Annotated in this window: 13 protein-coding genes and 1 pseudogene; 5 read left to right on the forward strand and 9 right to left on the reverse strand. The window is 41.5% G+C overall.

All coding sequences use genetic code 11. The annotated features are described in order from the left end of the window. A partial coding sequence (locus ACLTD4_RS15225) for a TIGR03943 family putative permease subunit (RefSeq protein ID WP_412331400.1) occupies nt 1–778 on the forward strand: 778 nt, incomplete at its 5' end. A gap of 316 nt (nt 779–1,094) precedes the next feature. Then, nucleotides 1,095–1,244 carry a 50S ribosomal protein L33 gene (gene rpmG, locus ACLTD4_RS15230; RefSeq protein ID WP_118077411.1) on the forward strand — a complete coding sequence of 50 codons (150 nt, stop codon included), beginning with the start codon at nt 1,095–1,097 and terminating at the stop codon, nt 1,242–1,244. Between the two features lie 504 nt (nt 1,245–1,748). Here rpmG and ACLTD4_RS15235 read toward each other — a convergent pair. Beyond that, nucleotides 1,749–4,241 carry a clostripain-related cysteine peptidase gene (locus ACLTD4_RS15235; protein WP_412331401.1) on the reverse strand — a complete coding sequence of 831 codons (2,493 nt, stop codon included), beginning with the start codon at nt 4,239–4,241 and terminating at the stop codon, nt 1,749–1,751. A gap of 69 nt (nt 4,242–4,310) precedes the next feature. Next, nucleotides 4,311–4,895, reverse strand: a complete 585-nt coding sequence (locus ACLTD4_RS15240; protein ID WP_118077409.1) for a class I SAM-dependent methyltransferase — start codon at nt 4,893–4,895, stop codon at nt 4,311–4,313. A gap of 320 nt (nt 4,896–5,215) precedes the next feature. Between ACLTD4_RS15240 and ACLTD4_RS15245 the strand changes: the two genes are divergently transcribed. Then, the gene (locus ACLTD4_RS15245; RefSeq protein WP_412331404.1) at nt 5,216–5,518 is read left to right on the forward strand and encodes a tyrosine-type recombinase/integrase; all 303 of its coding nucleotides are present in this window, start codon (nt 5,216–5,218) and stop codon (nt 5,516–5,518) included. A gap of 346 nt (nt 5,519–5,864) precedes the next feature. Here the strand turns inward: ACLTD4_RS15245 and ACLTD4_RS15250 are convergent, their stop codons facing one another. From ACLTD4_RS15250 to ACLTD4_RS15260, 3 genes are all read right to left on the reverse strand, one after another. Further along, the gene (locus ACLTD4_RS15250) at nt 5,865–6,368 is read right to left on the reverse strand and encodes a DUF3955 domain-containing protein (protein WP_118077407.1); all 504 of its coding nucleotides are present in this window, start codon (nt 6,366–6,368) and stop codon (nt 5,865–5,867) included. A gap of 809 nt (nt 6,369–7,177) precedes the next feature. Then, a complete protein-coding gene (locus ACLTD4_RS15255) occupies nt 7,178–7,687 on the reverse strand; it encodes a GGDEF domain-containing protein (RefSeq protein WP_182464870.1) in 510 nt (169 codons plus the stop codon). Between the two features lie 369 nt (nt 7,688–8,056). After that, entirely contained in the window at nt 8,057–8,551 is a 495-nt protein-coding gene (locus tag ACLTD4_RS15260; protein ID WP_227146767.1) for an ABC transporter transmembrane domain-containing protein, read from the reverse strand. 660 nt (nt 8,552–9,211) lie between these two features. Here ACLTD4_RS15260 and ACLTD4_RS15265 point away from each other — a divergent pair. Then, a complete protein-coding gene (locus ACLTD4_RS15265; protein ID WP_227146770.1) occupies nt 9,212–9,625 on the forward strand; it encodes a hypothetical protein in 414 nt (137 codons plus the stop codon). Between the two features lie 14 nt (nt 9,626–9,639). Here the strand turns inward: ACLTD4_RS15265 and ACLTD4_RS15270 are convergent. From ACLTD4_RS15270 to ACLTD4_RS15285, 4 genes and pseudogenes are all read right to left on the reverse strand, one after another. Beyond that, a pseudogene (locus tag ACLTD4_RS15270) lies at nt 9,640–10,527 on the reverse strand (DUF4300 family protein). 19 nt (nt 10,528–10,546) lie between these two features. Beyond that, nucleotides 10,547–10,885, reverse strand: coding sequence for a hypothetical protein (locus tag ACLTD4_RS15275; protein WP_117634830.1), 339 nt, complete (start codon nt 10,883–10,885; stop codon nt 10,547–10,549). A gap of 112 nt (nt 10,886–10,997) precedes the next feature. Continuing rightward, on the reverse strand, nt 10,998–12,035 hold the full coding sequence (locus ACLTD4_RS15280) for a sensor histidine kinase (protein ID WP_182464869.1): 1,038 nt from the start codon (nt 12,033–12,035) through the stop codon (nt 10,998–11,000). After that, nucleotides 12,028–12,726, reverse strand: coding sequence for a response regulator transcription factor (locus ACLTD4_RS15285; RefSeq protein ID WP_117634835.1), 699 nt, complete (start codon nt 12,724–12,726; stop codon nt 12,028–12,030). The genes ACLTD4_RS15280 and ACLTD4_RS15285 overlap by 8 nt, the downstream gene beginning before the upstream one ends. A gap of 277 nt (nt 12,727–13,003) precedes the next feature. On the opposite strand from ACLTD4_RS15285, the gene ACLTD4_RS15290 reads away from it, so the two are divergent. Then, the gene (locus ACLTD4_RS15290; RefSeq protein ID WP_412331402.1) at nt 13,004–14,170 is read left to right on the forward strand and encodes an IS110 family transposase; all 1,167 of its coding nucleotides are present in this window, start codon (nt 13,004–13,006) and stop codon (nt 14,168–14,170) included. Nucleotides 14,171–14,613 lie beyond the last annotated feature (443 nt).

Raw genomic sequence — 14,613 nt, forward strand, 5'->3', positions numbered from 1 at the left:
GTTTACAGGAAGGTACTTACTGACACCCCGGTATCGGGTAAAGCTGTCCCGTTCTTTTGTTTTTATTATTCCGATTCTGCTGCTTGTATTCCGTCCGGCCGATCCTGGGGGGAGCAGTATGGTCAGAAGCTATGAGAGCTCCGGTTTTTCCATGAGTGCCGGAAATGGCGGCGGCCAGATGGCGGTAAATCCGGGGCGGCAGACAGCGGGGAGTACTGTGAGACAGACATTGCCTGCGGCCGGAGGAGAATCCAGGGGGCCTTTCTCCGATGGAGAATCAGGTTCAGGGCTGCTGGACGGGGAAAATACAGAAACGGATGGATACAGCGGAACTGATGCTTATCCAGAAGATGATACCGGACAGTCCTTCGGAGAAGAAAATCCATGGTATGACTTAAATGGTCTGGACGAGGCGGAAAAAACCATTACGATTGCAGATGAAGATTACTACACATGGATGTATGAACTGAGTAACTTTTATGAAAAGTATGAAGGCTATACCATTGTAATGAAAGGGTTTGTCTACCGTGCTCCAGACATTCAAAAAAAGTGCGATTTTGCCCTGGTCCGGCTGTCCATGTGGTGCTGTGCCGCGGATCTAAGCCCAATTGGTTTTCTGGTGGATAGTGACAATGAAGTGACATTCAAGGATGACGACTGGGTGACGGTAAAGGGCACATTTGGAATCAGCGAGGATGGAGCCTCTCTGATTTTAAAGGCCCAAAATATAGAAGCGGCCGAAAAACCCGAAGAAGAATATGTTTATCCATATTTCTAATCGGAAAATAGGATGAGGGAGAATTGAAAGGAAAATCAAAGCTTGAAAAGTAAAACAGGAGCAGAATACAGTGGAGCAATACAGGAAACTGTGCCAGAAATTAAAAGGGGAAGGGGAACCATGCGGCTTTAATCAGCCTGCCAAAGAATGCCTCCCCAATCCGGCTGCATAAACGCTGCCGGATTATCGGTCATTATCATAGATATCTGCTCAAATAAAGAGGACAGATTGTATATTAGAAACCGGTCTACAGAGGCGGGGGGGGGTAGAGAAATAAACATTTGACAGGGTAAAATCCGGAAAGGAAGATGTGCTCATGAGAGTCAAGGTAACATTGGCATGTATGGAGTGCCACGACAGAAACTATGCAACAACTAAAAATAAGCAGAAGCACCCGGAACGGATGGAGGTAATGAAATATTGTCCGAGGCTTTGGAAATATACGCTTCATAAAGAAACAAAATAAAACGATGGATTGCATTTGCTTTTAGAGTGTGTTTGAGAATTTAAAATTGCACAAAATATATGTTTTGCTACTCTTTTTCATGATACAAAAGTAAAAACATCCAAAATCACGAATCGAATCAAAAATAAAACAAAAAACGTGTGTTACGCATTTATTTAGAAAAAACGGGGCAGCTACGGAATCCGGAATTTCAAACGGTTCCGAACCCGGATACTTCACTGTACATCATAGGATAAAAAGGTCGGTAATGCGGAGGCTTATTTGGCATGCCCAAAATCAGTAAAACCTGGAACTAAACATAAAAAGGGCCCTTTTCATAGAATTGGGGCGGGATTTTAACAAATCCCACCCCAACTATTGACAAAGAGCCTATAAAAAGAGCCCTTTTCATAGAACTGGAGCAGGATTTTACAAATCCCACCCCAGCTATTGACAAAGAGCCTTAGATACATAACGCACGTTTTTTAACAATTTCTTATTTAATAAATGAAAACAACCGCAACATTATTTTGCTACCGTTATAGCATGCATATCACTTAAATTAGCATTATGAACGCGGCCCGTTTGAATTTCAAAATTTACAATCGGCGTATAATAGTAATCACCACGTGAATCACTTAAAGCGACCATTGCAAGGTATCCTCCATCAGGCAATATTTGCTCTCCGACTTTGCTGCTTACGCGATAAATAAACTTTTTACCATAAATTTTCTCATTTGTACTTCCCGTACTTTGACTGGTTTCATATATGACTTGAATTGCATCACCCGGTTCTACATTTTGTGTGTTTCTCATTAATGTATCACCGCCTTCTTTATAAGACGTCATATCATAAACTCCTAAAACGGAGAATTCACCGCTCTCGTATTCATAACCTATCACAAGGTAGGAGTCGGTTCCGTTATAAAGTACCGGAGCACGATAGCGGATTCTTTCTTTTGTGGTATCAATTACCTCCACTGCCAATGGCTGTCCGTCAATGGAAAGCCATTTTCCCGAAAAATTAGTATTGAGAATTCCTTGTTCGTTCAAAAAAACCAACCGATCTTCTCCAAGATAAGTAATCATACCATTTTTTGTATCCAACTGACAAAGACAAAATGTCATATCCTGCAAAAGATTTACAGCGGAACTGTCAAGCGGGATATGAAACTGTGCATTATCTGAAAGTTGTATATCCGCCTCGGTAAGCATTGACAACGGTGTAGTATCAAGAACCGGAAAGGTTCCGTAACCCTTGCTGTAGGCGTAGGTTTGCAGTTCACCATTGAGACATCCTGCCAACTTGTAATAATACAATGTTTTTATGTCATTATTGGAACAAATGTTGTTGATGTAATTCAGATAATAACTTAATCCTTCCATGTTTTTCAATTCGATGGGAAAATAAATCGAAAGCCCTTGGGATTCTCTCACATATGAGCTTGCCCGGTTGTAAAGCACGGTTTCATCCAACGTATCCAAAACAGCTTGTGTCTCAGCAGGATAAATCTCAGATAGTTCTCTCATGAACACCGCAAGGTCAATGGTGTTAAATACGCTGTAGGCATCACTGGCGTAACGTACCGATTGAGCCGAAGCCCTTCCAAGTTCAGACATAATCCAGGGTTCTTGCACGATATCTCGTAGTATTGCAGTCACCAGTTCTCCGTAACGGATATAAACTTCATTAGCTTTTCCTATGTCTGTGATGGAAAAAGTACAAGGAAAATCAATGCCAAAATCTTTCAACCGAATTGCCTGTTCAGTGTAGTAATCAATATAGCTGTCAGCAATAATCTGACCGATTTGCGCACCATTCATCGATGTATCATTGACAAATTTCTCTAACCAGGCTGCGTAATCCCAACCTTCGCCTGGTTCTAATTCTTCGCTGGCCGCCAAATATTTTCCGTATCCATGCAGTGAATGTGCCACTTCAACCGAGGCCATCAAGCAGGCATCAAATCCAATCAATTCAAATGGAGGTTCTGACTCATTCTGTTCATAGACCGCTCCAAGTGCAGCGGACATCTCACTGAGCGAAAGACTGTCCTGACCATATAGTTCATCGGACGCAACCCCAAATGCGCCGGCACCATGATTCCAAAAAAGAAGAACTTTGTGATCCGCGGGAAAGTTTTTGTTGCAGTAATTCAGAAAGTCGATAAGAGTTTCCTGTTCCCCCATATTTTGTGGCGGGTTATTTTCTGTAGTTTGAAAGCCTTTGCTGTCGTAAACAAACCTTTGGGAACGGTTAGGATTTACTTCCGGTGAACTCCATCTGCTAGCCCCACCCGTTTGGATAATAAATTTCACATTTTGGGGCAATGCAACCGAAAGGATTTCATCAATGTCAGCAGATGCATACCCAGGCTGCATATCTGCTACGACTTCATCAAATTCCCCTGCCGTTGTTTTAGAGGCCTCTATTGCGGGTGGTAGATACATATTCGTAGGAAGATCTATTCCTTTTTCTCGAATGTCTGTTACGAACTGCCAAAACTGAGTATCCATTTGTTCCTGTGTTTTTTGGATATAAGTAGCTGCTTCGGGCATTATTAGATACTTTGTGACATCAGAAAGCCGGTTCACATGGTTGCTTTCCAGGTCACTTCCGCACATGTAAATGTAAAATGCCCATGTATCATCCGCATGACAGGTGGGCAACGCTGCAATTCCTTCTGCACCGTCTGTATCAATCGGTACCTCAGAGTAAATTTCCTCCTTTGATACCGGCTTTTGGGAACAGTAATCGAAATACCATTCATCAACGAGCGTCAATATCGGGTTCATACAGAAAACGCCAATAATTAACACAAGACCACATACGGCAACAGCCCCAATTACTCGCATTCCCCAGTAAAGCGCCTTTTTTCGAAATGATAAGTCTTGATATGCCTTTCTTTTTGTGAGTTTGGCAGCCTGCCTCGCTTCCTTCTTTTGTTTTTTCAAATCTATTGTTGTAAACGAACTCAAATTATCTTTTTCAGAATCAGTTTCTTTTCTTATGTTCATTGCCTATCCCTCCATGATGTGGTTTAAAAGAAATCTCTATGAATCCTCATTTTGCATTGGCACTTCTGTTCACCGTATTTTCTCCGCCAGGAGAAAATGCCAATGATGTTCCCGGTTTATATGTGCGGCTATCCGGGAAAATCCTGCATCCTGTAAATATTGAGTCAACTGCTCCTGCGTAAAGATACGTATTCCTTCAATGATGCCAGTCCATTTTTCGTCTGCCTGTTTCGTCCTGTCTGATTCATTTACGATCATAAACTCCCCTCCCGGTTTGAGCACCCGATATACTTCTTGAAAACTTTCCATCGGCCCCGGCCAGAAATAGACCGTTTCAAAGGCGGTAATCCCATCAAATGTCTCTGCTTCAAACGGGAAGTGAGATACGTCCCCATGCACAATCTTACATCTCCCAGCTTGTACTGCATGCCGGTTGAACTGCTTTGTTTTGTCACAAGACACCTGGGAATAGTCCATGGCTGTAACCGTTGCAATAGGAAACCGTTTTAAAAGCTCTGCGGTATTGCGTCCTCCTCCACATCCAAAATCCGTAATCATAGAAGGGGCCACAGGAGCGACAGGAAAATGGGAAAGACCCCAATCTGAAACCGCAGCATGACCTTGATTCATGCCATTGACCATCATTTTTCCCATCCAGCCATTCGGCTTTCTGGTGTTGTTAAAAAACTGTTTGAAAATCCCTAGGGAATCACCGATCCTTTCCTACTGTATTAGCACGAGTTCCGTTCTGTTTGAATTACATCCTCATTTCCAAATAAACATAATAAGGTCAACCGTTATGAACACACCTGTGATGATATATTTTGTTTTTCGGGAGATATCAGATATCCATATTTCTCCCATCGTTCCCAAAACAAGACCAAGCCTTGCTATATCCCTTTGCATGGGAGAAAAGCGGAAATCGAAACAATTTCTTACTAAATAAAAATGGTGATAAACTCACCAGATCAGGTGTGCGTACTCGTATCAATACTTTTGTTACAAAAGCGGCAGATCACTCCCCAAGTCTGTTAGAGAAAAATATAACACCTCATACATTCAGAGACTCCGCATCTATGAATCTGCTAGTTTCGGGTGTTGACATTTCAATCATAGCGATATGGCTTGGCCATTCTAGTATCGGAACAACTCATAAATATATGGTTGCTGATATAGAATCAAAACGTAAAGCTATGGAAAAAGCAGGTGCTGCTGGAAATGATTCATACAGATATAAGCCATCCGCTGATTTACTCAGTTTTTTGAACTCATTATAGAACTTTAGTTATATGCTTATACAATGCAATGGTTTGGGCTAATTAACGGCTCGTAAACCATTGCTGCACAAAGCTTTGAACAGCACATAATTCCGGTTATGTCCTTAAGAACATAACCGGAAGAATTGGCTTTTCTCCGACATGATAGATGGGGCGGAAGCAAGTATGGGCATATATGCCATTGTAGAGATGCTGAAACTTCACAGTTCGGAACCGTATAAATACTAGCGCCAGGGTCGACCAGTGTTCAAGAAATATGCAGGCGACCATTATTATAGCTACATGTGCAGAATTACTCCAGGGCTAAACGCCCTGGAGTTTTTAGTTACACACTTAAATTAAGCGCTTACATTATGGCGGTGAGAGGTTCGTTGTTTTTTGCTTTAAATCTATTAATGAAACCTCTAATTCCTGTAACAACAAAAGTGATGAATCCGCTAAACATAAATAAAAATCCAATCGGAATTAAAAAGAAGTTCTCATGCAAAACACCCTCTGCGTCAATATATTCAACTGTCATACCTTTTAAAATAATACATCCCACACCAATTAGTAATAAAACAGCACCTATTGCAATTGATACCATGTTAAATTTAGCTCTTCTTGTTTCACTTCCGTCTTTAATTAGTTTTTCTGTCATGTTGTTCATATCATTTCCTCCTAATATCAATTGATCTAATGAAAGAGAAAACACTTGAGCTATCTGAATAAGTAATTCTAAATCCGGCAGATTCTTATCATTTTCCCAGTTAGAAATGGCTTGCCTTGTTACATTTAATTTTTGTGCCATCTGTTCCTGAGTTAATCCCTCCTTTGTACGAATCTGCTTAATCTGTTTTCCAAAATTCATTTTTTTTCTCCTCCATTTCATGATTTATTGTAGGACACCACATAAAATTTATCAAGAAAGCAGTGCTTGCATCCGTAAATAATGGACGCAAAAGTTGCTTGCATAACTAAACACTTAGAAAATCTCCCAAATTCCTTCATTACGTTGAAATAAAATCCCCATCTCTATACTCATTAGCCTTCCATCAAAATCTCTTAGTAATTGATCTTTTTATACACTCACAATCCTTTGTTAAATTCAAATTATCCTTTTCTCATTACAATCCATTATATAGCTTGAATATAAATAAATCTACTGAAAAACAAAAAAACCTGCCCTTTTTTGCGGTTATGCTGCTGTATTTTGTATCAAATAATAAGTATTAATTTCACAGTTTATTCCAAGAATGATGTGCGATTCACCTTCAAGAACGATACCGAGATAAAAGCATAAATCCAAAAACACGAACTCCTCACTACCATTAGCGGCAGCAAGGAGTTTTCGTTTTACATCTCAATAAAATTAAACTGATTCTTATCTTTGGCCTTTGCCTCATACAAAGCATCATCACAGCGCTTGAATACCTCAGCGGATACATGCGGTAGTTACTTAATCCTAAGAATGCCTATACTACCACCAAGGGGAATGACTTCTCCAGTTTCTCTCAATACGAAATTGTGACGCAGCCTATACAAATACTGATTCAAAGAGTCCTCCAGCTTGGTAATTTGCCCTGCATCATCAAGGATGAACAAAAATTCATCACCGCCGGTTCTGCCGCAAAGTTCACCAAAGGATTCCACCTTAATCTTAGATACAAAACGGATAACCTAGTCGCCTATTTGGTAGCCGTATGTGTTGTTAATGTTACAGAAATCATCCAAATCCAAGCAGCCAAGAACAAAAGGTTCGTTACCATTACAACAGATATCAAGTTGTTCCATAATGGCTTTGTGATTCCACAACTGTGACAGAGAATCACGAGTAGCAAGATATTCAAATTCCACGGCCATTTGTTCCGCTTTGGGTTTTTCTGCACTTGCTTTACTAACACGGTCCGTGATGGCCTTTTGGGAAAGACCCAAGCTGATGCTTATCAGCAAAAATAGAATAATGGTATCGCTGACAAACATATACGGTTTATAAATTTTGTTATACTTCGCAGAAACCGCCGGGGAGAAGAACATCACAACGTACATGATGTTGATAGCTACATTGAGCACATACGATGTTGCAATCAACCATATCCCTATTGACTTCTGCTTCAACGCATCTATGATCAAGCAGACTGCGGCGTACAATATACAAGCAACCATAACGAACATTCCGATGATGAACATGTCGTACATTCTGCAAATGCCAAGCAAGTACAGAGCAGGCTGAATCACTATCATTGCCGAAAGCACAACAGAAGGAATCGTCAGAACTTGCGATGCCGTTCTGCCATAAAACAACGAACAAAAGCAATAAACATAAGCGCACGGAAATACACAAGGAAATATCCCAGCACATCGGTGATTTCGTTGCTGATTGGGAAGATGTTGATAATGTCTGCATCTGTCAAGAAGACAGTGAAATATATATCAGCGGGGTCCCAAGTTCTGTTATAATATTCCGTTTTTCCGCATAGTCTATTTTTTGTTTAGTCCTTTTAGGTAGATTTCTTCCGCATTATTCGCCTTTAAGTCCTGTAAACTTTCGATACACTCCTACACACCGCTTTCAAGCGCGACATTTGCCTCTACAAATTTATGGTTAAAATATTCCTGGATGCGGGCTGAAAAGAATGTGATTGCAAATGCAATCGGTAAAACCCAAAGAGCCATGCGCCAGTCATAGGCAAAAAGGCAGATTGCAATCAGTGTTGTGGAAATGAGTGAACCTGCTAAAGCGAGTACATAATGGAAGAGCGCTATTTCCAGGGTGGCACAATCCCCCATAATAGAATTTGCCAAATCAGCACTGTCCTTTTTCCTGAAAAAGGACAGTGGGAGCTGTTCCGCTAAGGAAACACGCCTTACGCCGCTTTCCACATAAGTGGCATTGTATTGAAAATACGTTACAATGAACATGGGTACAAGACAAGCCAAAGTGTCAACCACATAGAAAGAAATGCGGCTTCCATTTACGCCCCCGTTCATGAGAACAATGACAAAGCTATAGAGAAGCCCAACAGGGATCATAAAGAATATCTCCTGAAACACACACACGATACACCCCTTTATCAAATCGACAGCCCCCTGCCTTGATAACGCAAAACACCTTTACAATGTCTGAATCATGCTCTTACCTCCTAGTGATAAATGATAAAACAACTAGAACAGCATTCCAAGTTGGGAGGGGGACGATAAAAATTTCAGATAATGCAGTTGTTTAGTTTAAAACCCATGATAATATAAGCATAGCAGTTGATGATATATGTAATTGTCGTGTGTGGTAACTCAACAATACAACATATATTCAAAAACTGCTACTTAAAAAAAGTGGTGGATTCACATATCTAGGGCTAGTCACCGCGCTAGAGCGTGTTTGATACAATAGCAAAAACGAATAATAATCCGGGCATAAAAAAGGAATTTTACATAGGGAAATCGGGCAAATAGCGGTTCTTGTATTGCTACTATATCTTGCTATCGTGATACTGATTGCATCGATACGGACATTGATAGCGCTCAGGAAAGGGCGGGAACACGCAAAGAAAACATGGAAAAACATTTTGGAAATGCTTTTTAGCATTCCTTGGAGAGATGCTTGATCCGTTTAATTGGCTGTGATTTTGATAGTGGTAAAGTCCTATTGAGCCAACAGACAAAGTGTATCTTGTTGGTTAACATAAACTAACCAACAAGGTAGGAGGATAGAAGTTGTTCCTATTGTTAAATCTTCTTTTGATATTTTTTGGAATAGGATTATTTGGACTTAGTTACTCGCTCGTGCGTAAAAGAAAAGGTGATACCGAGGGTCTTAAACTTTACGGTGCATTTGCCTATGGGAGCGTTGTTTTTATTGTTTCGGGAGTGGCTCAGATCATCGGGCATTATATATCTTTTTCTTGGTGGTATAGTTCTGTCATATTGATTATCCTGGAAATTGCAGACAATTTCTTAATCCGACCAGGATTTAATAAAAGCGGTAAAGCCGGTTTGAAAAAGAAGAACCTATTGGAAATTTTATTTTCTGTTGTTATCTGTTTGAGTGCTATATTGTTGAAACGAGATTTGTCAAGGGGGCTTTTTGCGAAAAAACAAGGATTATCAATCAAACGCAAGTATTTATAAAAAGAGTTTGAATTTTAGGATTTGTCGGGTTTTTGTCTGTACTCCTCCATCAGCTTATCATTTTCCATAATGAAGGGAGCTGCGGTAGGCTGACCGAAACTGACATCATATTTTGACATCAGGTAGTCATTTAACTCAACTCGACTTGCGAATTTGCTCAGCTGATATGGTTCTTGAAATGCGATCTTTTCCACAAAATACAGCGCGTCCGCAGAAACAGGAAACAATACCCCAATGTGCCCAATGAACAGATAATCTGCGTCATCCCATGAGTCATGGAAAACTACCGATATGAGCCGTGCTTTTGATTGTTTATCAAAGATAATACCACGTTTGGCCCAGTCGCCTTGCAGATTTTCCACATGGACGGAAGTTTCCTGAGTGCTCTCTGTAGGAACAGTGGAATAAAAGGCCAGAAAACGATCATAATCTCCTTCGTTAAGCAATGCGGAAGAGTCCTCTTCCAGAGAAGCCATGTCCTGCATGACCATATCCGATCGAATCTCGGCGTCTGTCGGGATTTCGATGTAGTCGCCAAAAAGGCTGAAGGCTGTAATGCGGCAGTTGTATCCTAAAAAGTATGGATATACCTCGTTTCATTCGTCCTGCATGGTATACGGATCATAGGTTGCCCTTGATACATCTTTCTGCACAAATTCTCCGGCGAGACCTTCTGTAGAAACTGTGCTGTTGAACTGATCGACATGCTCAAAGAATATTTCCTGGCGTTCATCGGAGATACCGGCACTTGACATAATGACAGACAGCTCCTCCTGAACAGAATCGTTCAGGAGGTTGCTGTATTCAATCGTTTCCGGACATGACCGGTCATTGCTTTGCTGACAGCCGGCCAGAAGTATAACCAAGCATAGTGAACTTAAGCTGAAAAGGATTTTTCTCATAAATATCCTCGCATTTTCCTTACATGAAGGTGTTGATGACGCCGATGATCAGCGCGGCTGCGGCCATAATACGGGCAAATTTAAATTTTCCTGCATTACCTTTACTGGTGCGTTCGAGCACGATTGCTGCAATGGCTACGGCACCAATGGCTACACCGATGGCAACCTGTACCGGGAATAATCCAAGGCCGATGCGAATGCCGACAGAAGCTGCGTAGATTGCAAGGGCTGCTACGATGTAGAAGCAGACCTGTTTCATACGGGGACGTCTTACCAGAAACATCAGGCACAAAGACAAAAGACTTGCAGCCACCATAACCATGTAAACAATTACCAACCAATCCAAAGAAGTTAACATATTCATTTCCTCACTTTCGTTTTTTGTGTTGTGTTGCTTTGTTGAGAATAGAATAACAGGAAGTTCTGAAGAAATTTGCAAGACATTTCTAAAAAATTCTGAAGAAACTCTGTTAAAACTCTGAAAGCGTAATCGTTATCTCAAATTCGGATTCGGCTCGCCGAACATCTACAGTTCCTGCGTAGTTGTGTGCAATGCGGCGGATACTGTTCAGTCCCATTTGGTAGCTTTCCTTTTGTTCATCGCCGGGAAAGATGTAATTTTTCTGATATATGACAAGCTGATCCGAATCGGAGCGAACCGATAAGAATACAGGTTGCAGCGGATCCGCATACTTTCGGATGTTTGAGCTGAGATTGTCAAAGATGCGGCGCAGCTCCTGTATGTCAAAACTGCCAGAAAAAGAGAAACAGCTTTTGAGATCAGTCAAAATTTGAAAATCCTCTTCCAACAACTCTTCAAATTCTGTTACAAGCTGTTCCATCAGCAATCGGGAATCTTCAAATCGTTCCGGGTTTCGCCTGCCGCCGTCCAGCAGAATATCGGTCAGCTCTTTGATTTGCTGCGCTTTTACCCGGATCAGTTCTGCATATCCCTGTTGCTCTTGTGCCGGTCGATCATTGTTGCCTGCCAGAAATTCCGAATAGGCCATGATGGAGGTCAGTGGTGTGCGGATATCGTGAGAGAGGGTGCGGATCAGCTGTTCCTTTTCTTCTGCCAATAGGCGTTCCTTCTCTTTTACCTGCTTCTGTGTGATGGAAAGATAGTTTACGGCCTCGGCCAGACGAGTCAGTTCGTTGTTTCCCTCCACGGAAACCAGATGATCCATTTCTCCTAAACGCAGGGCATCGATCCCCTTGATGATATCCCATATGTAGGATAAACGCTCCCCAAGCAGAAAGAGAAACAGGAAAGTAAAAAAGCATACCGATATAAGAAGGCTCAGATTGAACATCCAGCCTTCTAGAGACAGAACTTTGCTTTCTGTGAGGACGATACCCCGGATAACAAGAATGCTGTCGGCCACAGCAGTTGCACAAATGCGGAGCAGCAGAAACAGAATCAGTGTAATAACAAAAGAGAGCGACAACAAGCCAAGAATTTCACGAGGAAGCCTTTTTCCTCTTAGTCGTTTGCTTTCTTCAGTCAATATAATACCCCCTTCCCCATGCAGTCTTAATATAAGTGGGGTTGCGAGAATTGTCTCCCAATTTCTTGCGGATGTTTTTGATATGTACCATAATGGCGCTGTCGCCAACAGCATTGTCATCCCAGATGCTCTGATAGATGTTTTCTAGAGAATAGATTTTTTTCTTATGGGAAGCAAGCAGCTCCAATATCTTAAATTCCGTATAAGTAAGAGCGATTGTCTCACCGTTTTTTATGAACGATTGACTGTCCAAATTCAGCACCACATCCTGAAAGGTTAACTGGTTCGTATCCCGACACGTAGGGGGTGAGACGGTGTAGGCAGGGCTTCGTTTTAAGATAGCCTTGACACGCATCAACAGTTCCACATTGGAGAATGGTTTCACGATGTAGTCATCTGCACCCACAGAAAAGCCCATAACTTTATCCGACTCGCTTGAATAGGCGGTGAGAAAAATAATCGGCGCATCATAACTCTTTCGTATTTCAGCAGCGGCCATAATACCGGAAAGTCCGGGCATATTGACGTCCAGAATATAAAGGTCGATATCCTCTGATGCGGAATCAATGGCACTCTGACCGTCTTCTGCCGTTTCAACAGCATATCCGTTGCTTGTCAGCAGCAATGTCAGAATATCACGGATTTCTTTTTCATCATCAGCTATTAAGATTAGTTTTTTATCATTTTTCATATAGTCACTTGTATGATGTTTATAGAAGCGAAAACATCTACTTTCCTTTCGTTTTAATATCGTGGTTTAATACATTCAGATACTGTGGACTTTTGATTTTTTCCTGTAGCCTTGACTACTCAACAGGAGTGTATTGCCGCTGCCTTTATCTGAATTGTTTATTAGCTGGATGTACCGGAGCGTCTGTTCCAATGAGTACTTATTTCAATCAAGTCTACGATGATAATCGTTGGTGGATATCACGGTATCAGACTTTTTGAAAGGGAGGTATAACCTCATGATTTATGTAGGCATTGATATTGCCAAACTCAACCATTTTGCCGCTGCTGTTTCTTCGGAAGGCGAGATACTCATCGAGCCGTTTCAATTCTCAAATGACTATGATGGCTTCTATCTGCTGCTGTCTAAGCTGGCACCACTTGACCAGCACAGCATCATCATAGGTCTTGAATCTACGGCACACTACGGTGACAACCTTGTTAGTTTCCTAATCTGCAAGGATTTTAAAGTGTGTGTTCTCAACCCTATCATGACTTCGTCCATGCGTAAAAACAATGTACGCAAGACGAAGACCGATAAAGTCGACACTTTGGTGATTGCTAAAACCCTTATGATGCAGGACTCTCTCAGGTTTTCTACCCTGGAAGATCTGGATTACATTGAACTGAAGGAACTCGGCAGGTTCCGACAGAAGACCATGAAACAGCGTACCCGTTTGAAAATTCAATTGACTTCCTATATGGATCAGGTCTTTCCGGAACTTCAGTATTTTTTCAAATCCGGTCTGCATCAGAAAGCTGTCTATGCACTCTTAAAAGAGGCTCCTATGCCAAAAGACATTGCTTCCCTGCACCTGACTCATCTCTCCAATCTCCTTGTCAAATCCTCCCATGGACACTTCACAAAAGATATGGCCAGAGAATTAAGAGTTCTCGCACAGAGGTCTGTCGGCTTAAATGACAGCTCTTTATCTATCCAGATAACTCAGACCATTGCACAGATCAAGTTATTGGATTCACAGTTAATCGAGACAGAGCTTGAAATGGCGAATCTTGTCACCTGCCTGCACTCTGTACTCATGACCATTCCCGGCATTGGAACCGTAAATGGCGGGATGATACTGGGTGAGATCGGTGATATTCACCGTTTCTCAACACCAGGTAAACTGCTTGCATTCGCTGGACTGGATCCAACTGTATACCAGTCTGGAAACTTTCAGGCTAAAAGAACCCATATGTCCAAGCGAGGGTCACGTGTACTTCGTTACGCCCTTATGAACGCAGCTCATAATGTTGTAAAGAACAATGCGACTTTCAAGGTTTATTACGACACCAAGAGAGCCGAAGGCCGGACACACTACAATGCCCTTGGACATTGCGCCGGAAAACTTGTCAGGGTCATCTGGAAGATGCTCACTGACGAAGTGGAATTCAACCTCGAATAGAGGCCTGTATACTAATATCGATAGACTTTGAAAAAGCACCTTTAGGGAGTTCTATTAAAGTTACCCTTTTTTTCATCGATATAGAAACGGAATTTTTGGCTAATTTATACTTGACTTTTCATAGCTGGTCTCCTGTCGATGTCCATAATATAAGCAACAGACAGCCTGTTTCTCTATGTGTTGGATACAGACATTCTTATGTAGGTTTATAACCATTGATAAGCAGCTCAAGTCAGGTAGATTCGTATTTTTCTTAAACAGCATATTATTTTATATTAATGATACTATAATAGTGAGGATCCTTCAAGAACAGATATTTCAGAATTAAACTATCCACACAAGAACTTTTACAAAACTGATGGAACTCTATCATTTCTCCTTCAACGATTTCCGCCGATCCTCTCGGAGAGCGCACGACTGCCGCAAGGCAGTACCACCGCCCG

Source organism: Hungatella sp. (assembly GCF_046966825.1).

Bases quoted from the DNA above. Each gene is read 5' to 3' on its own strand.
- rpmG (WP_118077411.1), top strand. From the start codon at position 1,095: ATGAGAGTCAAGGTAACATTGGCATGTATGGAGTGCCACGACAGAAAC.
- ACLTD4_RS15235 (WP_412331401.1), bottom strand. From the start codon at position 4,241: ATGAACATAAGAAAAGAAACTGATTCTGAAAAAGATAATTTGAGTTCG.
- ACLTD4_RS15240 (WP_118077409.1), bottom strand. From the start codon at position 4,895: ATGGGAAAAATGATGGTCAATGGCATGAATCAAGGTCATGCTGCGGTT.
- ACLTD4_RS15250 (WP_118077407.1), bottom strand. From the start codon at position 6,368: ATGAATTTTGGAAAACAGATTAAGCAGATTCGTACAAAGGAGGGATTA.
- ACLTD4_RS15255 (WP_182464870.1), bottom strand. From the start codon at position 7,687: ATGTTCATCATCGGAATGTTCGTTATGGTTGCTTGTATATTGTACGCC.
- ACLTD4_RS15275 (WP_117634830.1), bottom strand. From the start codon at position 10,885: ATGTTAACTTCTTTGGATTGGTTGGTAATTGTTTACATGGTTATGGTG.
- ACLTD4_RS15285 (WP_117634835.1), bottom strand. From the start codon at position 12,726: ATGAAAAATGATAAAAAACTAATCTTAATAGCTGATGATGAAAAAGAA.
- ACLTD4_RS15290 (WP_412331402.1), top strand. From the start codon at position 13,004: ATGATTTATGTAGGCATTGATATTGCCAAACTCAACCATTTTGCCGCT.